Here is a 20,132-nt window from a genome sequence, read left to right as displayed (position 1 = left end):
CACTTCGCAACATTGCAATTCCTCCCGCGATTTGGGACACTCGTTGTTTCACCACCCACGCACTCTGCCCCGTGATCTGCCATGTCTGCCACCGATCTTCAAGCTCCCCTGGGCCGCGTCCCTAGTGGCATTTTCATCCTCACCATCGGCACCGGCGAGCGGGCGACGGGCATGCTGGCGAGCTGGGTGATGCAGGCCGGGTTCGAGCCGCCCATGGTGAGCGTCGCGGTGAAGCAAGGCCGGTACGTCAGCGAGTGGCTCACCGAAGGCGAGCCGTTTGTGCTCAATATGGTTGGCGAGGGCCAGAAGCAATTCCTCAAGCACTTCGCAAAAGGCTTTGAGCCCAACACGCCGGCGTTCGAGGGCATGGCGACCAAGACCTGCCGCACAGGCGTGCCGATGCTCACCGAGGCACTCGGCTATTTAGAGTGCGAACCGGCCGGACACGTTGACTCAGGCGATCATCGCGTGTTCCTCGCTCGTGTTGTCCGAGGCAATCTCGTGGGCGACATGCAGCCGATGGTACACGTCCGCAAAAGCGGCGCTAACTACTAGGCCACGCATGACCCAAACCAGCGTTGTGATTGTCGGCGGAGGCATCGTCGGCCTCGCCACCGCGTATCGTCTGATGGAGCGCTACCCGGACGTCCGCGTGACGGTGCTCGAAAAAGAGACCCAAATCGCCCAGCATCAGACCGGCCACAACTCGGGCGTGCTGCACTCCGGCATTTACTATAAGCCTGGCTCGCTGAAGGCGATTAACTGCCGCGCGGGAAAGCTGGCGATGGAGGAGTTCTGCCAGCGCGAAGGGGTCCCCTTCGATGTCTGTGGCAAAGTGATCGTTGCCACCAGCGAAGCGGAACTGCCGGCGCTCGATACCATCTTTGAGCGAGGCAAAGCGAATGGCGTAGCGTGCGAGATGATCGACCGCGACCGCCTCGCCGAACTCGAACCCCACACGCGTGGCGTCCGCGCGCTGCATGTCCCCGAGACCGGCATCGTCAACTACGTCGATGTCTGTCATCGCATGGCGGAGCGCGTGATCGCGGCGGGAGGACGCGTGGTGACGGGCGCGAAGGTCTACGCCGTGCGCCGCGTCGGGGGCGATTTAGTGTTCACCACCACGATTGGCGAATACACCGCGAACCTGGCCGTCAACTGCGCGGGACTCTACTGCGACCGCGTGGCGGCGATCGCCGGTGCGGTGCCCGAGGTCAAAATCGTCCCGTTCCGCGGCGAGTACTTCGAGCTCAAGGCCGATGCCGAGCACTTGGTGAAGAACCTGATTTACCCCGTGCCCGATCCCGCGTTCCCGTTCCTCGGCGTGCACTTCACGCGCATGATCGGCGGCGGCGTCGAATGCGGCCCCAACGCCGTGCTCGCCTTCGGCCGCGAAGCGTACACCCGCTGGCAACTGAGCCCCCGCGAGCTGAGCGAAACGCTCGCCTTCCCCGGCTTTCGCACGATGGCCAGCAAGTACTGGCGAACCGGCATGGGCGAGATGTGGCGCAGCTTCTCCAAAGGAGCCTTCGTCCGCGCGCTGCAGAAACTCATCCCTGAAATCCGAGCAAGCCACTTAGTCGCCGCCCCCGCCGGCATCCGCGCCCAAGCCATCCGCAAAGATGGTCAGCTGGTAGATGATTTTCTGGTCGAAGAAACCGAGCACTTCATTCACGTGCTCAACGCCCCATCTCCCGCCGCCACCGCATCGCTGAACATCGGAAACCTGGTGGTCGATCGCTTGGCGGGGAAGCTGTAGACGTACCGGGATTGGCGACCGAATTCCGCTCTGACCGCGTGATTGCCGTGGGCATCATCGAGTAGCTACAATCATCGCATGATGCTTGTCATAGGTGAGCTGTGGGTAGGAAAGCTAGATGTCTGCAAAACCGATACGTCCGCCGATCGAGACCAGCACCAAGTTCATCGTAGGCTCCTTGATTTTTATCGCCATCGTCCTGCTTTGGTTGTTCTTTGGGGTGCTATTGCACGCGTTCTTCCCAACTTACACGGCTGCAGGGACATACGGCGACTCATTTGGAATGGTCAATTCACTGTTCTCTGGGTTAGCACTGTTCGCTGTGATAATGACGCTGTGGATTCAGAGTGATGAGCTTCGGCACGCCATCAAGGAATTTTCGGCAGTGGTTGACGCGCAGGAGCAAACGGCCCAGCAGCAGTATGTCGCGGCTCTAGTTTCAGCAGTGCAAGGCGTCCATCAGCTAGAGGAGAGTCGAAACAACAAGAATCTCGGTCGCTATCGAAAAGATCCACGGCAGCTATACGCTCTGATTAATGAGTTTAAGTGCCGCAGAACTCTTATGATGGTGGTTGACGGGATGCTGTTGCGTCCGGAAAGTCGCAATACCCAGGAGCTGTTCGGCGAAAAGTGGCTTGAGACAACTCGAACTAAGATGGATATTGCAGCTAGGATGGCGGAAATTGCCATTCTGACGGAAAAGGCAGCGATCGCACTTCGCTCGATTGCTAGTAAGGATACAGGCGAAATCCTTGTATCTAAATTTACCACGGAGGCCTACCCTCACCTGGATAAGCTATTTGATTACACGGATGCGTTTGTAGAAGACTTTCGTGATGTCGACCACTTATTCGTGCTCAACTGCGAGCAGTTGCGGTGCCGTGTTCCGCAAGCGACCGAGTTATTCGAGCGAGGTAGGACTGAAGCCTCTTGGAATCGGTATGCTCCCTTCACGGAATTGATAGCCACGCTCGACGGTTTTCGTGAAGAACTCTTGCAGGTTCTTCTACAAGATCTCGGATTCACCAGGCCAAGTGAAGAATAATCACGGTTCCCGCTGAATTCTTAACCCATGAAAACTCTCACGCGTGAACTCTGGTTGAACATCCCCGAACGGCGCGGGATTGTGTCGCTGCACCGCGAGGTCGAACGACTGGTGGCGGAGAGCGGAGTGCAAGAGGGATTAGTGCTTGTCAACGCAATGCACATCACGGCGAGCGTGTTCATCAACGATAACGAATCAGGCCTGCACGCCGACTACGAGCGGTGGCTCGAAGAGCTCGCGCCGTTCGACGCGGGGAGCGATCCGGCGAAGGGCGGGTACCTTCACAACCGTACGGGCGAAGACAATGCCGACGCCCACCACAAACGCCAGATCATGGGCCGCGAGGTGGTGGTCGCCATCACCGAGGGCAAGTTGCACCTCGGCCCGTGGGAGCACATTTTCTACTACGAGTTCGACGGGCGGCGGAAGAAGCGGGTGTTGGTGAAGATTCTTGGGGAGTGAAGATCTCCCGCAGTTCGACATTCCAGGTAGCCGGATTCGCAAGAATTCGGGCCGCTACAGATGGCACCCGAACTCTTGCGAGTCCGGCTACGATGACGGTTCACCCAGCCGCGGCGATTGGTTCGAGCGCATGCCACTCCGGCAGATCGCAGAAATCCTTCGCTATCCAACTTGGCTCCAACTCCACGAGCGTCTCGCGCGGGAATGTGGTCGCTAGTGCCAGCACTTGCGCGCCAGAGGCTTTGCCGGCTCGGATGCCCATCAGCGAGTCTTCGATCACCAGGCAGTTCTCTGGCTTTACGTTGAGTCGTTTGGCCGCTTCGAGGTAGCAGTCGGGGTGGGGTTTGCCTCGCTGGACGTCCATCGCCGTGACGACCACTTCGAACATGTCAGCCAGGCCGATTCGCTCGAGCGAGAGCCTTGCGTTTTCGGGGACCGCGCTCGTGGCGACGGCGATGGGGTGGCCTGCATGTTGGAGCGACCGCACGAATTCGCGTGCGCCTCGCACTGCCGAAAATGCTTCGGTCTCCAGGGCGCGGCTGGCGTGCCATTCGCGTTCGATGATGAGTTCTTCCACCACTTCGGCCGGCAGATCGTGGCCCAGCCAGTTGCGAATCGTCTCCTCCGCCCGGCAGCCATTCGTGGCAACAAGCTCTTTCGCGCTTGGCGTGTAACCGTGGCGTGTGGCGAACTCACTCCACAGCCGATAGTGGAGGTCGGTCGTGTCAATGAGTACGCCGTCGAGATCGAACAGCACAGCCTCAAAGGGCGGGGGGAACGGAAGCATGTGGTAGGTCGTTGGTTTAAGAAGCGGGGGAGGGGGCGACGGTCGCGGCGAACGAAGGATCCTCTTCGGCCAGAAGTTCTTGCTCTTCGCTCGGTGCAGCAACGTTGCGCGACAAGCCAAAGATCGTGAGCGCGGCCAGCAGCACCAGCAGCATCGCCCAGCGAAGTGACGTGAGGTCCGCGGCGAAGCCAATGATGGGCGGGCCGCAGAGGAAACCAAAGTAGCCAATGGTCGAAACGGTAGCGATGGCCACGGGCGGAGCAACACCAGGTATCCTCGCGGCGGCACTGAACACCATGGGAACGACGCACGAGAGACCAGCCCCGACGAATGCGAAACCGATCGTCGCGGGCAGGGTGCTGGGAAACGCCACCGAAAGCAGCACACCGAGCATCACCAGCACGCCACCCAGTCGCACCGCGCGATCGGCACCAATGCGCATCGTGATTCGATCTCCCAGTAGCCGGCCCACCGTCATCATCAACGAGAACGCGGCAAAGCCCAGCGCCGCGCTGGCCGGCGTCGCCAGCGCGATCTGGCGGAGGTAGGCGGCGCTCCAGTCGGCCATCGCCCCTTCGCCCAGCATGGAACAGAACGCAATGATGCCGAGCAGCAGGCATTGGCGGAGTCGCACTCCTTCGCCAGTGGTTTCTGCGAGTACGGGCGAGTCGGCCACGAGAAATCTTGGTACCACTAATGCCAGAACCCCTGCGACAACACTGGCAATCGCAAAGTGAACTAGTGGCGTTACTTCAGTTGCGGCGGCAAGGCCTCCCAAAACGGCGCCGAGGATTCCGCCGAGACTGAACATCGCATGAAACGACGACATAATCGGCCGGCCGTAAAATCGTTCGACCGACACCGCCTGAGCGTTGGCCGCGACGTTCATCGCGCCGAAGCCTGCACCAAAAACCAGGAGACCCAGTGACAGCGATGTCACTCCCTGGGTAAGTGCGAGCAAAGGTAGCGTCCCCGCGAAGAGCAGCATTGCCACTAAGCTCCCGAGTCGGCTGCCAAAGCGGGCGACCCACCAGCCCATCACGGGCATGGTGATCAGCCCTCCCAAGCTCATCAGCAACAGCGCGAGCCCGAGCGAAGCGTTCGACAGTTCAAGTCGCTCTTGAATCTCAGGGATTCGCGTCACCCAGGTGGCGAAGACGAAGCCATCGACGAGAAAGACCAGCTGTGTAGCCAATCGGGAAATTTGAAGGGATCGGGGTGGCGAATTCGTCATCATGCTGTGTATAGTATGCATGATTCGGCATCTTGGGAAGACGGAAAGCGGGCGAACTCATGACCATCGACGAGCGGAAATCCGAAATACTCCGGGTTCTGAACGAGGACAGCACGGTCCGAGCCGGCGAATTGGCTGCACGATTCGGCGTCTCGGAGGACACCGTTCGCCGCGATCTACGTTCGCTGGCCGACGCCGGGTTGATCCGCCGGGTGTATGGCGGCGCGGTGGCACCGGCTCAAACGTCGCAGATTTTCGCCGATCGCCTGCAGGAATCCGTGGCGGCGAAATCAGGGATCGCCAAGGCAGCGGCATCGCTCATTCGCCCGGGGCAGACGATTTCGCTCGACTCCGGAACCACGGTGGCCAGCCTCGCGGCTTGCTTGCCGTCGGACGTTCCGCTCACCGTGTTTACGCACAGTTTGCCAGCGGCGATGGCCCTGGTGGAGAAACCGCTGATCGATGTCGTGGTGCTTGGGGGAAAGTTGCTCGCGAAGTCGGCCGCGATGGTCGGCCCCGAAGTGGTGGCGGGTTATGCTCGTTGCCGCGCGGACTTGTGCTTCTTGGGCGTGACAAGCGTCGACCCCGAGGCGGGCATCACCGTGTACGACTATGAGAACGCCGAAGTGAAACGGGCGATGATGGCGTCGGCGCAGAAACTCGTCGTGCTAGCAGCTGCCGACAAATTGGGAACCAGTGCCCCGTTCGTCGTCGGACCGACCACGTCGATCGATTGGTTGGTGACCGATGCGGGGCGGGACTCGCTGCACGTCGAAGAGCTAGAGGCCCGCGGCGTCGAAGTGATTACTGTTTGAGTAGCTCAGCTCACACGCCCGGCTTTCTTGCCAAGCTTCTCCTCGACGCTGGCGACCTTCGATCTTAACCGGCCGCTAGCGCCTTCGCGGTAGTCGAGCTTCGCGGTGCAGGTCACGCGATCGCTCGCCTTGGCGACGGTCTCGATGCATTGCTGCATGAGCGCCAGCACTTGGTCGAGTTCGCCTTCGACGATGGTCCCCATCGAGTGCAGTTCGTAGTCGAGGCCGCTTTGATCGATCAATTCCACGCACTGGGCGACGTACGCACTAACGCTTTCCCCTTTTCCCATGGGGACGATGCTCATTTCCAATAGGACCATTGTCGCCTCGTCTGATAGCACTGGTGGCAATCGCGGGCTTCGCCAGTTTGCCCGCTTGCTAAAGTTCATGCAGCTTAAATCAGCCGGACCTTCCTGTCGAGCATGTAAGGAAATCGCAAGTCGTTGCGAAACAACACGTTGCGTTTGCGGTGAATCTCTATTCTGCAACTTTTCGCCATCAAGTACTCTCCCACGTCCATGCTATGGCCCGGAATAGTCGATACATACCTTGTGATGCGATTTACCCGCGCCATCGTACCCCCGTCGAGTCCTCCACCGTGTTGACGCTTCGCCCCCTTCGCACTCAGTTCGCAAGCTTCCGAATGTTCGGTTGGCTGGTGGGTTGCTGCGCTTGGTTAGTAGCTGGGACGCTCGCCGCGCAAACGATGGTGCCCGCGGAACAGTTCGCTCCCGTCCAGCAGTTCGAAGGCGAGATGATCGCCCCGCCGGCCGGCGATTGGATTTCGTCTGAGCCCATGGCAACGGGTTTCAGCGAGCCGGAACTAGTGCTTTCGGAATACTACGACGATCCCTGCTACACGCCAAGCGGTCCGTGGGTGAACCAGTTGCTGCCCGATGGTTTGATCTATCGCAGCTACATGGCCGGCCCGCGTGAGCCGAAGATGCAGCTCGTGCATTTGGAAGAGCAACAGAATGGCGAGACCCTGTGGGACGTGATCCTCGGTGGTCGCCGTGCACTGTGGCGTTATGGCACCGTCGATCCGATGCATCCCGAGGGTTGGGAAATCGACATCGAAGGTGCCGCGATCATTCGCCTCAACCTCGACAACGAACGGGACGTCGACGCCAGCGACTTCCGCTTTGGCATCCCGGTGACCTATGGCTTTGGGAAGTGGCAGTACAAAACCGGCTACTACCACTTGAGCTCGCACCTGGGCGACGAGTGGATCGTTCGCACGCCGGGTTGGGAGCGTAAGAACTATGTTCGCGATGCGATCCTGTTTGGCATCTCGTTCAACCCGACGCCCGCTTGGCGACTCTACGGCGAGACGGCCTACGCCTTTTTCACCGCCGGTGGTGCCGAGCCGTGGGAGTTCCAGTTTGGTCTTGAGTACTCCGAGCCAGGCGTGACCGGTTGGCATGGGACGCCGTTCCTCGCGACCAATGGCCATCTGCGTGAAGAGCTCGACTTCGGCGGCGACTACGCCCTGCAGTTCGGTTGGCTCTGGCGTGGCGACTCGGGCAGCCAGTTCCGTGCCGGCTTCCAATTCCTCGCAGGTCACAGCAACTACTACCAGTGGTACAACGAGTCCGAAAAGCAATACGGCCTCGGCATTTGGTACGACTTCTAAGCGGCTCTGCGCCTCAGCGGGCCCGTTTCTCAGAATCCGCGAACTTTTCGCGCCCGGCGTTTCCTTCTACCGGCACTAGTGGGGCAGATGGTCCCACAAACCGCTAGAATGGCCGCATGGCAGAAACTCCCCAAGTTGAGTTGGCGTCGCTGTCCGATCGGGCGCTCGTGCGAAAGTTCGCCCAAGCGTCCGACGCCGAGGCGTTTCGCGAGCTCGTCACCCGGCACGGTCCGCTGGTGCTCTCGACCTGCCGGCGAGGGCTGAACTCGCACGCCGACGCCGACGATGCTTTTCAGGCCACGTTCCTGGTGCTCGCGCGATCGGCAAGCAAGATCCGCCAGCGCGAGTCGATCGCCGCTTGGCTGTACGGAGTCGCCACTCGCATCACCGCCCGCATGCGTCGCGACGGCGCACGAAGGTCGACCCAAATGCTAATCGACACACCCGCCCATGACATCGACCCGCTCGACGAACTACTCGCCCGGCACGATGGCACCGTCGCGGACGAAGAACTGAACACCCTGCCCGACAAGCTGCGGCTACCGCTCGTGCTCCGTTACCTGGCCGGCAAGTCGAACACCGAGACCGCCGAGGAACTGGGCATCTCGGTCGCGACGCTCGAAGGGCGACTGAAGCGTGGCAAGCAGCGGCTACGTGTGCAGTTGTTGCGGCGCGGGGTGTCGCTGGTCGCGATCGTCGCCGTGCTCAAGTCGTCTCGCGTCGTGGCGGGCGAAGTGCCCGGCGAACTGCTCTCGTCCACGGTCGAGCTCGCCCTCACCGGAGGCAGTGCAACAACTCTCGCCCTCGCCAGCGAACCAACCTCATCCACCCACATTGCTCTTCAGGAGTTAACTACCATGAACGCCATCGTCGTCTCCAAACCGCTGATTGCCACGTTCGCGCTGGCGGGTGTGCTTGCGACCATTGTCACTACGCAGGTTGCGTTCTCCCAAGCCGGCGGCAGTGATACGGTAGGCAATCCGTTCCAGCTCGAAGCGGTAGCTACAACGGCGTTGGAGGAAGCGGCAGGCGAGGCGACTATCGAACGCGCGCCGGCAAGTACCGCTGAAAACAGCGCCGCAACCACCACGGTAGCCGCTGAAGAATCACAATCGAATCCGTTTGCAGGCGGACTAGGCGGTGGCATTCCTACGGGCGGGGGCGGGGCGATCGGTGGCAGCGGCGGATTCGGCGTCGCATCCGCCACTCAAGAGAACCTTCCGGCTGAAGAACGGAACACTTCCGAGAAGATTCCCGGCATCGTCGACTTGAAGCCGCGGACGGAGTCTGAGATCGCCATCGAACGCGCGCTCACGCAGCCGCTAAATAGCGCTGGTCTGGAGTTTCAAGACACCCCACTGGCGGAAGTCGTCGAATTCCTGAAGAGTGATTACAACATCGAGATGCAGATTGACCTAACCTCGCTCCAAGATGCAGGCGTCTCGCCCGATGACCCAGTGAGCACTAACCTTCACAATATTCACTTTGAGTCGGCTCTCAATCTACTGCTCGCCCCCCTGCACTTGACGTACGTCGTCCAAGACGAGGTGCTCTTAATCGTCAGCGAAGAAGAGCAAGCAGAACGGATGGAGGTGCGCGTCTACCCACGAGTCGCTGGCTCGGACGCGAGTTTAGAGCTCATAACCAAGGTAGTGTCGCCCAACTCCTGGGAGGAGCACGGTGGTGCGGGGCTTATCGTCTCCACGCCCGATCGACTCATCGTTCGAAACACCTACCGGGTTCATCGTGAGATCAACGAACTGCTTTCGCAGTTAATGCTTGAGGCATCGGCCACCGGCGCTTCGGGCGGCGCGACGAATTTGCGAACCCATTAGACTCCACGCCGCGCGATCACCTCGCGCACGTCCGTGTAGCTCATCCCTGCCGCCTTCGCCGCGACGATACCCGGCTCGCCATCTTCGAACACGTGGCACTTCGTCGGTTCGACTCCCAGGCGACGCGCGGCTTCGACGAACACGTCGGGCGAGGGTTTGGGTTTAACGGGGTCGCTCGCCGTGACGAGCACTGGGAACAGCTCGAAGGCTTCGATCGCCACGAGCGTCGCCGACACCACGTCGTACGGACCGCCCGAAACCACGGCCATCGGCAGCTTGCCGTAGTAGGCGTGGGCGGTGGCGAGGACCTCTTCGATTGGCTCGGTGCGGTGCATCCGCTCGCGGAAACGATTCTCCTTTTCTTCGGACACGGTCACCGGATCGAGCGCCACGCCCCACCGCACGTTCAGGTCCTCGACAATCAAATCGGTCGGCACGCCGGCGTGCTCGTCGATGAACGAACGCGGAAGGTCGATGCCGTACGTCAGCAGCGTCTCGTGCCACGCCTCGTAGTGCAGCGTCATCGTGTCGGCGAGCGTGCCATCGCAGTCGAACAACAGGGCGACGGTGTCAGCGGGGATGGGGAGCATTCGTTCTCTTTCGCGTTGTGCGCTTGTGTCAGTCGGCTAATTGTCGTTTACCAGCGCCTCGAACTCGTCTTCCGAAATCACCGGCACTCCGAGCGCCTGTGCTTTGTCGAGTTTGCTGCCGGCTTTCTCGCCCGCCACGAGGTAGTCGGTCGACTTCGACACGCTGCCCGACGCTTTGCCGCCGTGTTTGACGATCAGCTCTTCGATTTCACTTCGCGAGTACTTCGTCAGCGTGCCGGTGACCACTAATGTTTTACCAGCGAGGGAGGTTCCTGCCGAGCCGCTAGTTTCCGCGGCTGGCATGTCGAGCACCACACCCGCCTCGCGGAGTTCCGCGATTACACTGCGCCCCGTGTCGGAATGCAGAAAGGTGTACAGCGATTTTGCAATCTCCGGCCCAATGCCCGACTCCTTACCGTTGATCTGAAACGTCTCGATGTCGTCTTCCGTCGCCTCGAACATGGCGTCGATCGTGCGATAGTGCTCGGCGAGAATTCGGGAGGCCGTAGAACCGACGTGGCGGATGCCGAGTGCCGTGAGCGCGCGAGCGAGTCCCCGCTCTTTCGCCGCTTCGATGCCGGCGAACAAGTTGTCGGCCTTCTTCGCTCCCATCCGTTCGAGCTCGAGCACCGCATCGCGCCGCTCGTGCAGCCGAAACACATCGCCAATGGTTTTCACCAGTCCCGCTTCGGTGAGCTGCTCGATGACCTTCTCCCCCATGCCATCAATGTCCATCTGACCCCGGCCGGCGAAGTGTTGCAGCCGCTCGCGAAATTGGGCGGGGCACTCGGGGTTCATGCAGTACCGGCCCGTCTCGTCCTCGGGACCGAGCGGCGGAGGCTCGGGAATCTCGCGCGGCTCTTCGCCATTTTTATCGGCCCGTGCTTTTTCACGCTCGACGCGTTTCTCCCACGACTCGATGTCGTGCAAACGCTTCTGATCGTATTCGATCTCGACGTCACCTTGGCACTCGGGGCAGTGCAGGGGAGCTTTCGGGTGTTTGGCACCCGCGGGGCGTTCGCTGGCCACCGCGTGAACCACCTGCGGAATGATCTCACCGGCCTTCTCGATCACCACGGTGTCGCCAACGCGAAGATCCTTGCGGAGCACTTCGCCCATGTTGTGCAGCGTGGCGTGCTGGACTGTTGTGCCGGCAACGAACACCGGTTCGAGCCGCGCTCGCGGCGTGAGCTTTCCGGTCTTGCCCACTTGCCACTGGATTTCGAGTAGCTTGGTCGTAGCTTGCTCGGCGGCGTACTTGTAGGCGATGCACCACCGCGGGAACCGGCTCGTAAATCCAAGCTCGTCCTGCAGGTCGAAGCGATCGACTTTCACCACCATGCCGTCGACAGCGTAAGGAAGTTCGTGCCGCGAGGTTTCAAACGCCGCAATGATCTGCCATATGCCGTCGAAATCGGTGGCCGTCTTCGTGTGCGGACTCGTAGTCACACCCCACCGGCCGATCTGTTCGTAGAACTCCGTAACTGACTCGGCCGCGACCCCTTCGAATTCACCTCGCCCGTGCGCGACAAACTCCAATCGCCGCTTGGCGACGAGTCGCGAGTCGTGCCGCTTTAATAGTCCCGCGGTTGCGTTACGTGGATTGGCGAGCAACGGCTGCCCGGCCGCTTCGAGTTCCTCGTTCCACTTGGTGAAGACCTTCCAGGGGCAGTAGACTTCGCCACGCACCTCAAGCACCGCGGGTGGAGCTTCCCCTTGGGTGTCGAGCGACAGCGGAATCGAGCGAATGGTGCGGACGTTCTGCGTGACGTCGTCCCCCTGCAATCCATCGCCGCGAGTAAGGGCCTGGACGAGCTGCCCTTGTTCGTAACGCAGGCTAATCGCCACGCCATCCACCTTCGGGTCAATGACGAATCGCTCGACGCTCGACGGCAACCGCTCGACCCACTTCCGCAGATCGTCGGGATCGTAGCTATTGTCGATCGAGTACATCGGCCGGGCATGGGCGATGGTCTCGAACCCCTCGATTGGCTCTCCACCCACGCGCTGCGTCGGACTGTCGGGCGTAACAAGCTCCGGGTTCGCAGCTTCGAGTGCCTTGAGCTCGTCCATTAAACGATCGTAATCGCGGTCGCTAATCGTCGGCGCCGCGTCGACGTAATACCGCCGATCGTGCTCCCGAATTTCCTGGCGAAGCTGTTCGATACGCTGCATAAGGTAAGTGATTAAATGACTAAGTGAATAGAACCCGGCGAGCGGGGTCCGTCAGGGCCGTGGTGATTCCGACGTCCACTATGTGCTCAGTAAGAATCGCACTGAGTTCCGCGCGGCACGCAGTAGAGGTTAGTGGCGTAAGAGCCAACTAGCATGAAGGAATGGCCATGCTTATTGAGCGACGCTAGCACCCGTTTGACGATCAGTTCCGACTTGAGCACTTCGAGACTCCCACTGGTGAATGCGCTGTAACCGCTCCCGTCGCATGGCCGAGAGTTCCGTCTCTGTCAGGTTGGGATTCTGCATCCTCAATCCTTGAGTCATCAAATAAATCGACCGTTCGAAGAGCTCGTGGCCGATACGAACCCGCTCCTGCGAAGTCATCCGCCGCGCTCGCTCTACGTCGCGCCAGAAATCGGCGTCCATCTGGGTGTTTTCGGGTATCTTCATGGCACCCCAATTGTACCACGAAACGCTAAGGCATCGACAGACGTACCGAAGGCCCTGGTACGTCGGGAATCGGCTACCAGCGCGCGAAAAAACCGCTGCCGAACGGATGTCCGACAGCGGTTGAGAAGGCTAGTTTATTGCTGCGTGGCGTAGGGCCTAGCGACGCAAGCGGGCAACACCAAGCAGGGCGACGGCGGACAGGCACAGCAGCACGCTGCCGGGCTCCGGAATCGCCACGCTTTCGGTGACGAACTGGGTGATGAGTCCGGTCTGGCCGGCGGCACCTACGGCGGTTCCGCCGGTGCCACGCACCGAGGCCACGCCATCGCCACTCGCGACGCTGGCGTCAAAGCTCTCCACGGCTCCAAAACCTGCACCGAAGCTCAACGTGGCCCCCGCCGGCACGACAACATCCAGCAGCAGGTTGCCCATCGATGGATCGTAGACGAACGGCGTCTCGAGGGCGAATCCATACACGAAGGGTTGAGCGCCCGTAGCGTTTGAACCACCACGATCGAGCGTGAGAGCACCGCTATGGACCACCTGGACATCACTGCCGATGTTGTCGGCGAAGCTCGCCGAGAAGGCACCCGCGGAAGTGGCTCCGGGATCCGACGTTACGCTGGTGGTCGAAAGCGAAATGGTGGAGTCGGTGGTAGAGATGGAGTTCGGCCGGAACTGGTTCTCGGGGCTCGCAGCGCGGAACTGTATTTCTGTGATCAGCCGCGGACCTCCGAAGCTAGCGAACAAACTGGCTTCGAAGATCTGCTGAAGTCGCCGGCCGCCACTATTGGCGGTGCTGGACCCAAACGGACTATCGGCGAGGAAACCGCCATTCGCCGATTCGAAACCGGCGGGGGCGACCGTGGTTAGCGTGGCGGCAGACGCAGGGGGAGTGAATAGGCAGGCAAGCGATAGGGCAAGACAAACAGAAGCTGTGCGAATCATGAGGCTCTTTCTTGGACTTTCAGCGGCGGGAGGGAGGCAAGGGGCGGCGTAAGGATGACCACCTTTGGTTTACGAGTCGCACCGCGAGATGTACGAGCCTGGGCGTCCCGCGGATGTGGGATTCGAGAGGAATGGGCCGAATACTCCGCCAGTGATCGTCGAGCCGCACCCGGGCCTTGTTCGTATCGCCCATGCTGGTAAGACTTTACATGACATCTTCTACCCGCCTTGCTGGCATCATTTGCGACGATTGCGTTTATGGCACTTGCTGAACTTCGTGGTGTTTCGATTGGTTTCCGTGGCCCCGTGCTGCTGGACGATGTTTCGTGCCAAATCGAAGCGGGCCAGCGGATTGGCCTTCTGGGTCGCAACGGGGCGGGGAAGACAACCCTGATGCGGCTGCTGGCTGGCCAGGTCCGACCCGACCACGGGGACGTGGTGTTTGCGTCGGGAGCGCGAGTCGCCCTGCTGCAGCAGGACGTACCGCACCATTTGCAGGGCACCATCAGCGACGTAGTCGCGGCAAGCCTCACGCAGCATTCGCCAGAACTGGACGACTGGGAAATCCCACCGCGGGTCGAAATCCTGCTCGGGCGGATGGGCCTCGATGGCGACGTATTGGTGGAGAACCAATCGTCGGGCATGAAACGCAGGGTGCTGCTCGCACAGACGCTCATCACGGAGCCCGACCTGCTGCTGCTCGACGAACCGACCAACCATTTGGACATCGACGCGATCACTTGGATTGAAGAGCTGCTGCTCGGCTGGCCGACGACATTGCTGTTCGTGACCCACGACCGGGCGTTCTTGCGGCGTCTGGCGACGCGAATCTTGGAAATCGACCGGGGGCGAATCTTCGACTGGTCGTGCGACTACGACACTTTCCTGGTTCGCAAGGAGCAAGCCCTCGCCGCCGAAGAGAAGCAAAACGCCCTGTTCGACAAGAAGCTGGCCGAAGAGGAACGCTGGATCCGCCAAGGCATCAAGGCCCGCCGCACCCGCAACGAGGGCCGCGTCCGGGCGCTCAAGGCAATGCGCGAAGAGCGATCGCAACGCCGCGAGCGACTGGGCAAGTCGAACCTCGAAATCCAATCGACGCAAAAGAGCGGTGCCCTTGTCGCCAAGGTCGAGGGCGTCTCGTTCGCCTACGACGAGCGTCCCATTGTTCGCGACTTCACCACCAACATCATGCGGGGCGATAAGATCGGCATCGTCGGCCCCAACGGTGCCGGCAAGACGACGCTGCTCAAGCTGCTGCTGGGCCAACTCGCACCGCAGTCCGGCAGCGTCCGGCTGGGAACCAACGTCGACGTGGCCTACTTCGATCAGCTCCGAAACACGCTCGACGCCGATAAAACCGTGCAGGAAAACGTCGGCGAGGGCTCCGACACCGTCGAAATCAACGGCCGAGCCCGCCACGTACTCGGCTACTTGCAAGAGTTCCTGTTCACTCCCGAGCGAGCGCGGACGCAGGTCCGCTTCCTCTCGGGTGGCGAACAAAACCGTATTCTACTGGCCAAATTATTCTCCAAGCCCGCGAACGTCGTGGTGATGGACGAACCGACCAACGACCTCGACGCCGAGACGCTCGAGATGCTCGAAGAGCGGCTCATCGAGTTCGAGGGAACGCTCTTGGTGGTGAGCCACGACCGGGCGTTTCTCAACAACGTGGTGACCAGCGTTATCGCCTTCGAGCCCGACGGCGCGCGTGAGTACGTCGGCGGGTACGACGACTGGGTGCGCCAGCGGAAGTTCGAGACGTCCGTGAGGGCGGGAGAAACCAAGATAGAACCCGCGAAAGCAACAGTACCTTCGGCGGCTAAGCCACAAGAGCCAGCCAAGCCGCCCGCGAAAAAGATGTCGTACAAGGACCAGCGCGAGCTGGAACTACTTCCCGCGCGCATTGAGAAGCTCGACGCCGAAATCGTCGAAATGACCGCGGCGATGAGCGACCCCGAATACTTCAAGCAACCTGCCGACAAGATTGCGGCCGCTGGCGAGCGTCTGAAGCAGCTCAACGACGAGCTAGCCGCGGCGTACGCGAAGTGGGAATCGCTTGAAGCGTGATCCGACGGATGCAGTCTATGTCATCCTGATGGAGCCCCGGCGACAGAAGGATCTCGCGTATTAGTAACCAGGGCCACTTCGCTCCGCTTGCGTCGCTCACTCCTCCGCGAGATTCTTCGGGTCGCATTACTCCCCTCAGAATGACAAGTGCGCGGAGCTTCCTCTGGAGGTCCGCTACGCTCCAAAAAAAAACGAGCCCGGTGATTGCTCACCGGGCTCGTTTTGTTTTTTACAATCGCTGCGAACGTTAGGCAGGTTGCAGTTCGCGCTTCCGCTCTTCGACGATTTCCATCTGGATGTTCGACGGGACCGGGGCGTACTTGTGCAGTTCCATGCTGAAGGTGCCTTGGCCCTGCGTCAGGCTGCGGAGGTCGGTCGAGTAACCAAACGTCTCGGCGAGCGGCAACTCGGCGATGATCTTCGTCATACCGCCGTTGGTGTCGGTCGACACGATCATGCCACGCTTGCTCGAAACCTGTCCGACCACCGAACCTTGGAACGGCTCGGGGCATTCGATTTCGGTCAGCATGATGGGCTCCAGCAATACCGGCTTCATGCGATTGAAGTGCTCGCGGAAGCACTCCTGCGCGGTCAGCATGAACGCCATGTCGCTCGAGTCGACGTCGTGGTAGGTGCCGTCCAGCAGCGTGATCTTCACGCCTACCACCGGGTAACCAGCAACCGGGCCCTTGGCCAGCATGTTGCGGAAACCCTTTTCGATGGCTGGAATGAAGTTCTTCGGAATGCGACCACCGGTCACCTTGTCCACGAACAACAGCTCGTCGGCCTTTTCCATCGCGGCACGGTCTTCGTCGGTCATCGGAGCCATGGTGCCCACGATGTGACCGTACTGACCCGAACCACCGGTCTGCTTCTTGCGCTTGTGATCGAAGTCGAACGACGTAGTGCCACTCTCGCGGTACGAAACCTTGGGAGCACCCACCTCGACCTCGACGCCGTACTCGCGCTTGATGCGTTCGACGTAGATTTCGAGGTGCAACTCGCCCATACCGGCGATGACGGTTTCACCCGTCTCGTCGTCGGTGAAGACGTGGAACGTGGGGTCTTCCTTACGGAATCGCTGCAGAGCCTTGCTCAGCTTGTCGCTGTTATCTCGTGACAACGGCGTGACCGACATCTTGATCACCGGTTCGGCGACGTAGATGTTTTCGAGCGTGCAGTAGTTCGGCTCCGAGCAGTAGGTATCGCCCGACGCACAGTCGATGCCCATGATCGCGACGATATCGCCGGCGCTGGCCGAGTCGATTTCCTCACGCTTGTTGGAGTGCATCCGAACAATGCGGCTGAAACGTTCCTTGCGGCCCGTACGCTGGTTGTAGTACTGCTCGCCCTTGGACACGGTGCCTTGGTAGACACGGGTATAAGTGAGCTGCCCGTACTCGTCGTCGACGATCTTGAACGCCATGCCAACGAACGGCTTCTTGGGATCCGGGTCGAGCTTCATCTTCTCGCCCGGCTCCTTGGGATTGTTGCCGGTGTTGGTGACTTCGGTCGGCGAAGGCAGGTAGCGAGTAATCGCATCCAGCAGCAACTGCACGCCCTTGTTCTTAAAGGCCGAGCCCAAGAACACGGGGCAGAACTCTTGCTCGATCACCGCGTGGCGGGTGACTTCGTGGATTGTTTGCTCGCTGATTTCTTCCTCGCCCAGCAGCGCTTCCATCAGCTCGTCGCTGTACATCGACAGTGCTTCGAGCATCTCCTGGCGTGCTTCAGCCGCTTCTTCTTTCAGGGCAGCTGGGATCTCCTCGGCACGGACGTTCTCGCCGTTCGAGCCATCGAAGTAGTAGGCCTTCATCGTCACGAGGTCGATCACGCCCTCGAACTTGTCTTCCTTGCCAATCGGCAATTGCATCAGTACCGCGTTCGGTACCAGCTTCTCGCGAACCTGCTTCACCACCGAGTCCGGATTGGCACCGGTGCGGTCCATCTTGTTAATGAACGCCAGGCGGGGAACGTGGTAACGCTTCATCTGGCGGTCGACGGTCATCGACTGCGACTGCACGCCACCCACCGAGCAAAGCACCAAAATAGCACCGTCGAGCACGCGGAGGCTGCGCTCCACCTCGACGGTGAAGTCGACGTGGCCGGGGGTGTCGATCAGGTTGATCTTGTACTTGTTCCACTCCAGCGAGGTTGCCGCGCTGGTGATGGTAATACCACGCTCTTTTTCGAGCTCCATGTGGTCCATGGTCGCGCCGTCGCCACCACCACGAACGTCTTCGATCTTGTGGATACGACCGGCGTAGAACAGAATCCGCTCGCTCAAGGTCGTCTTACCCGAGTCGATGTGGGCGGAAATACCAATGTTACGAACTTTGCGAAGGTCCATTTTTCTCTCTAACCTTTGACCAATCGTGCTTGCCGACGCCGGGTTCGCGAAGCGAAAATGGTTTGGTGGCCGGAACGTGGGGGGTGACTTGCTTTCCCCTGGCCATCGAGGCCACGCTGGTGGAAAGCGACAATAACAGTAGGTGGTGCTTTTATGCCCGACGGTTCGCGTCGGACGCCCAGGAATCCCATCGGCGGGCACACTTCGCACGTCGGTGCAAAGCGATAGGGGACCCCAGGGTGGGCAATCGAAGCCTGTATCTTATCCGAAAACGCGGCTCTCGCTAGCCCAACTCGCAAGCAATGCCGTTAAAATCGCATGAACTACGCACGCAGCCACCGACTGCCCAAACGGACACTTGGGCGAAACTCGCTCGACCTTCGCGGCAGGCGTAAAGCTTGAGCCGATAACAGCTTAAACCGAAATCATCCTTTCCAAAGAATCGTATCGAGACCCGTAATGCCGGACAATGCGAATCCAAACGCCAATACCCCCAGTTCCGGCCCTTCCGATAACGCCCAGCGGAGCGACAAACAGCGGGCTCTGCTGGCGTTCGCTCTGCCGCTGGTCGTTTACATGCTCGTGGGCAGTTTCGAGCCCGAACCGCTTCGTGGCCCCGCGGCAACCCCGCCCGCGGGTATCGCCCAGCCCGAGGAAGCTCTCGACGGGAGCCTAGTGGTCGACGACATCCTGCCCGATGCGGGGGCGGAGGACCTGACCACGACCACCAAGCGGATGGGAATCGAGATCCCCCGACGGCTTTACCCGACGATTTACACCGTGAAGATCGTCGGCACCCTTGCCGTACTCGCGTGGGCGTTTCCCGTCTACCTCCAGTGGCCCCTGCGCGTCTCGCCGCTGGCGATTGGCGTGGGCGTGGTCGGCGTGGTGCTGTGGATCCTCTGCGCCAAGATCGACCCCACCAGCGCGTGGCTGCAATCGCTGGGACCCGATCATTGGCTTACCGGTGTGCTGGGTAGTGGCGAACGCCCTTCGTACGATCCACTCTCGGTGCTCGGCCCCACCGCCGCCGGTTATGGCTTCCTGGCGATTCGCTTCTTCGGACTCGCTCTCCTCGTGCCGGTGATCGAAGAAGCTTTCCTGCGAGCGTTCCTCATGCGTTTTGTCATGCACGACAACTGGACCGAGATTCCCTTCGGCGTGGTGAATCGCACCGCGGTCGCCGTCGGCATCCTGGTCCCCGTCGTCTATCACCCCGAACATCTAGCCGCCCTGGTGTGGTTTAGCTTGGTCACTTGGTTGATGGTCCGCACCAAGAACTTCTGGGACTGCGTCGCCGCCCACGCGGTGACGAACCTGCTGCTGGGGATCTACGTTGTCACGCAAGGCGAATGGTGGTTGTGGTAGCACCTGCGCCATCCGTTGGCCCCTTAGCCGGAGGCACACCTGCCACTGCGAACCGAAGCTCTTAGAGGTGTTGCGTTTTCGCGGAACTTGTGAAGGTCCGGCTATGGAGGAGTCGAGCTGCCTTGTTAATCGAAGGTGGAAGCGGAGATGCCTGACCTCAAATCCCCCCGTCTGATGTACTTAAAAGCCGCGCTCTTTGTGGCGATTGGCGTGGTGAGCAGCGTGCTCCTGTTGCTCCTTGCCCCCGACTGGCGGGTGGCGGTCTTGTTGGCCTTGGCGATTTGGGGATTCTGCCGAACCTACTACTTTGTGTTCTACGTCATCGAGCACTACATCGACGGCGAGTATAAGTTTGCCGGCATTACCGACTTCGTTCGTTGGTGGTCGAGGCGGCGATAAAGCCAGGCGCCCGGTCGTGCCTGGGGGCACTATTGGAGGTTAGGTGTTTTACGGGAGTAGGGCGATCGACTCGGCCAACTATTTCCCGCTTTCTACTTCGCTCGCTAAAGATTTTGTGTTACCTGCCCTTGGGTGGTGGTATGCCGCCACAAATTCGTGGCCGCTCGAACTTTTCGCTGCGACGAATCGCTTCAACTTTAGTATCATCGGTCTGA

18 protein-coding genes are annotated in these 20,132 nt (G+C 60.5%); 10 read left to right on the top strand and 8 right to left on the bottom strand.

All coding sequences use genetic code 11. The features are described from left to right. Positions 1-81: 81 nt before the first annotated feature. From SH292x_RS15835 to SH292x_RS15820, 4 genes are all read left to right on the top strand, one after another. Positions 82-555, top strand: coding sequence for a flavin reductase family protein (locus SH292x_RS15835; protein WP_442481981.1), 474 nt, complete (start codon positions 82-84; stop codon positions 553-555). A gap of 7 nt (positions 556-562) precedes the next feature. Beyond that, the gene (gene lhgO, locus SH292x_RS15830) at positions 563-1,759 is read left to right on the top strand and encodes an L-2-hydroxyglutarate oxidase (protein ID WP_442481980.1); all 1,197 of its coding nucleotides are present in this window, start codon (positions 563-565) and stop codon (positions 1,757-1,759) included. Positions 1,760-1,877: 118 nt separating this feature from the next. Continuing rightward, positions 1,878-2,804 (top strand): hypothetical protein, encoded by a 927-nt coding sequence (locus SH292x_RS15825; RefSeq protein ID WP_442481979.1) that lies wholly within the window; start codon positions 1,878-1,880, stop codon positions 2,802-2,804. A 27-nt stretch (positions 2,805-2,831) separates the two neighbouring features. After that, positions 2,832-3,266 carry a secondary thiamine-phosphate synthase enzyme YjbQ gene (locus SH292x_RS15820; RefSeq protein ID WP_442481978.1) on the top strand — a complete coding sequence of 145 codons (435 nt, stop codon included), beginning with the start codon at positions 2,832-2,834 and terminating at the stop codon, positions 3,264-3,266. Between the two features lie 100 nt (positions 3,267-3,366). Here SH292x_RS15820 and SH292x_RS15815 read toward each other — a convergent pair whose 3' ends face one another. After that, the gene (locus tag SH292x_RS15815) at positions 3,367-4,053 is read right to left on the bottom strand and encodes an HAD family hydrolase (protein WP_442481977.1); all 687 of its coding nucleotides are present in this window, start codon (positions 4,051-4,053) and stop codon (positions 3,367-3,369) included. Positions 4,054-4,069: 16 nt separating this feature from the next. After that, positions 4,070-5,248 carry an MFS transporter gene (locus SH292x_RS15810; protein ID WP_442481976.1) on the bottom strand — a complete coding sequence of 393 codons (1,179 nt, stop codon included), beginning with the start codon at positions 5,246-5,248 and terminating at the stop codon, positions 4,070-4,072. Positions 5,249-5,319: 71 nt separating this feature from the next. On the opposite strand from SH292x_RS15810, the gene SH292x_RS15805 reads away from it, so the two are divergent. After that, the gene (locus SH292x_RS15805) at positions 5,320-6,102 is read left to right on the top strand and encodes a DeoR/GlpR family DNA-binding transcription regulator (protein WP_442481975.1); all 783 of its coding nucleotides are present in this window, start codon (positions 5,320-5,322) and stop codon (positions 6,100-6,102) included. A 5-nt stretch (positions 6,103-6,107) separates the two neighbouring features. On the opposite strand, the gene SH292x_RS15800 is transcribed toward SH292x_RS15805, so the two are convergent. Next, entirely contained in the window at positions 6,108-6,422 is a 315-nt protein-coding gene (locus tag SH292x_RS15800) for an MTH1187 family thiamine-binding protein (RefSeq protein WP_442481974.1), read from the bottom strand. Positions 6,423-6,700: 278 nt separating this feature from the next. Here SH292x_RS15800 and SH292x_RS15795 point away from each other — a divergent pair, with 278 nt between their 5' ends. Both SH292x_RS15795 and SH292x_RS15790 read left to right on the top strand, forming a co-directional pair. Then, the gene (locus SH292x_RS15795) at positions 6,701-7,735 is read left to right on the top strand and encodes a DUF1207 domain-containing protein (protein ID WP_442481973.1); all 1,035 of its coding nucleotides are present in this window, start codon (positions 6,701-6,703) and stop codon (positions 7,733-7,735) included. Between the two features lie 116 nt (positions 7,736-7,851). After that, positions 7,852-9,570, top strand: a complete 1,719-nt coding sequence (locus tag SH292x_RS15790; protein ID WP_442481972.1) for an RNA polymerase sigma factor — start codon at positions 7,852-7,854, stop codon at positions 9,568-9,570. Here SH292x_RS15790 and SH292x_RS15785 read toward each other — a convergent pair. The 4 genes from SH292x_RS15785 to SH292x_RS15770 all read right to left on the bottom strand — a co-directional run bounded on the left by SH292x_RS15785 (position 9,567) and on the right by SH292x_RS15770 (position 13,733). Next, entirely contained in the window at positions 9,567-10,160 is a 594-nt protein-coding gene (locus SH292x_RS15785) for an HAD family hydrolase (RefSeq protein WP_442481971.1), read from the bottom strand. The genes SH292x_RS15790 and SH292x_RS15785 overlap by 4 nt on opposite strands. Before the next feature lie 36 nt (positions 10,161-10,196). Then, on the bottom strand, positions 10,197-12,335 hold the full coding sequence (ligA, locus tag SH292x_RS15780; RefSeq protein ID WP_442481970.1) for an NAD-dependent DNA ligase LigA: 2,139 nt from the start codon (positions 12,333-12,335) through the stop codon (positions 10,197-10,199). A gap of 171 nt (positions 12,336-12,506) precedes the next feature. Continuing rightward, positions 12,507-12,785 (bottom strand): hypothetical protein, encoded by a 279-nt coding sequence (locus SH292x_RS15775; protein WP_442481969.1) that lies wholly within the window; start codon positions 12,783-12,785, stop codon positions 12,507-12,509. A gap of 156 nt (positions 12,786-12,941) precedes the next feature. Further along, the gene (locus tag SH292x_RS15770) at positions 12,942-13,733 is read right to left on the bottom strand and encodes a hypothetical protein (RefSeq protein ID WP_442481968.1); all 792 of its coding nucleotides are present in this window, start codon (positions 13,731-13,733) and stop codon (positions 12,942-12,944) included. Between the two features lie 258 nt (positions 13,734-13,991). On the opposite strand from SH292x_RS15770, the gene SH292x_RS15765 reads away from it, so the two are divergent. After that, the gene (locus SH292x_RS15765) at positions 13,992-15,800 is read left to right on the top strand and encodes an ATP-binding cassette domain-containing protein (protein ID WP_442481967.1); all 1,809 of its coding nucleotides are present in this window, start codon (positions 13,992-13,994) and stop codon (positions 15,798-15,800) included. A 247-nt stretch (positions 15,801-16,047) separates the two neighbouring features. Here SH292x_RS15765 and fusA read toward each other — a convergent pair whose 3' ends face one another. Continuing rightward, complete coding sequence (gene fusA / locus SH292x_RS15760) at positions 16,048-18,150, bottom strand: elongation factor G (protein WP_442481966.1); 2,103 nt, start codon at positions 18,148-18,150, stop codon at positions 16,048-16,050. Positions 18,151-18,609: 459 nt separating this feature from the next. Here fusA and SH292x_RS15755 point away from each other — a divergent pair, with 459 nt between their 5' ends. Together SH292x_RS15755 and SH292x_RS15750 are read left to right on the top strand one after the other, a co-directional pair. Further along, complete coding sequence (locus tag SH292x_RS15755) at positions 18,610-19,518, top strand: CAAX prenyl protease-related protein (RefSeq protein WP_442481965.1); 909 nt, start codon at positions 18,610-18,612, stop codon at positions 19,516-19,518. Between the two features lie 147 nt (positions 19,519-19,665). Beyond that, positions 19,666-19,917, top strand: coding sequence for a hypothetical protein (locus SH292x_RS15750; protein WP_442481964.1), 252 nt, complete (start codon positions 19,666-19,668; stop codon positions 19,915-19,917). Positions 19,918-20,132: the final 215 nt, after the last annotated feature.

Origin of the sequence: Aeoliella fuhlenseeensis, assembly GCF_052161615.1 — a bacterium.
Classification (GTDB): domain Bacteria; phylum Planctomycetota; class Planctomycetia; order Pirellulales; family Lacipirellulaceae; genus Aeoliella.
This window is presented reverse-complemented; position numbering and strand designations above follow the sequence as displayed.

Excerpts from the sequence above, each read along its gene's own strand:
- SH292x_RS15835 (WP_442481981.1), top strand. The coding sequence starts at position 82 with ATGTCTGCCACCGATCTTCAAGCTCCCCTGGGCCGCGTCCCTAGTGGC.
- lhgO (WP_442481980.1), top strand. The coding sequence starts at position 563 with ATGACCCAAACCAGCGTTGTGATTGTCGGCGGAGGCATCGTCGGCCTC.
- SH292x_RS15825 (WP_442481979.1), top strand. The coding sequence starts at position 1,878 with ATGTCTGCAAAACCGATACGTCCGCCGATCGAGACCAGCACCAAGTTC.
- SH292x_RS15820 (WP_442481978.1), top strand. The coding sequence starts at position 2,832 with ATGAAAACTCTCACGCGTGAACTCTGGTTGAACATCCCCGAACGGCGC.
- SH292x_RS15815 (WP_442481977.1), bottom strand. The coding sequence starts at position 4,053 with ATGCTTCCGTTCCCCCCGCCCTTTGAGGCTGTGCTGTTCGATCTCGAC.
- SH292x_RS15800 (WP_442481974.1), bottom strand. The coding sequence starts at position 6,422 with ATGGTCCTATTGGAAATGAGCATCGTCCCCATGGGAAAAGGGGAAAGC.
- SH292x_RS15790 (WP_442481972.1), top strand. The coding sequence starts at position 7,852 with ATGGCAGAAACTCCCCAAGTTGAGTTGGCGTCGCTGTCCGATCGGGCG.
- SH292x_RS15785 (WP_442481971.1), bottom strand. The coding sequence starts at position 10,160 with ATGCTCCCCATCCCCGCTGACACCGTCGCCCTGTTGTTCGACTGCGAT.
- ligA (WP_442481970.1), bottom strand. The coding sequence starts at position 12,335 with ATGCAGCGTATCGAACAGCTTCGCCAGGAAATTCGGGAGCACGATCGG.
- SH292x_RS15775 (WP_442481969.1), bottom strand. The coding sequence starts at position 12,785 with ATGAAGATACCCGAAAACACCCAGATGGACGCCGATTTCTGGCGCGAC.
- SH292x_RS15770 (WP_442481968.1), bottom strand. The coding sequence starts at position 13,733 with ATGATTCGCACAGCTTCTGTTTGTCTTGCCCTATCGCTTGCCTGCCTA.
- SH292x_RS15765 (WP_442481967.1), top strand. The coding sequence starts at position 13,992 with ATGGCACTTGCTGAACTTCGTGGTGTTTCGATTGGTTTCCGTGGCCCC.
- fusA (WP_442481966.1), bottom strand. The coding sequence starts at position 18,150 with ATGGACCTTCGCAAAGTTCGTAACATTGGTATTTCCGCCCACATCGAC.
- SH292x_RS15755 (WP_442481965.1), top strand. The coding sequence starts at position 18,610 with ATGCCGGACAATGCGAATCCAAACGCCAATACCCCCAGTTCCGGCCCT.
- SH292x_RS15750 (WP_442481964.1), top strand. The coding sequence starts at position 19,666 with ATGCCTGACCTCAAATCCCCCCGTCTGATGTACTTAAAAGCCGCGCTC.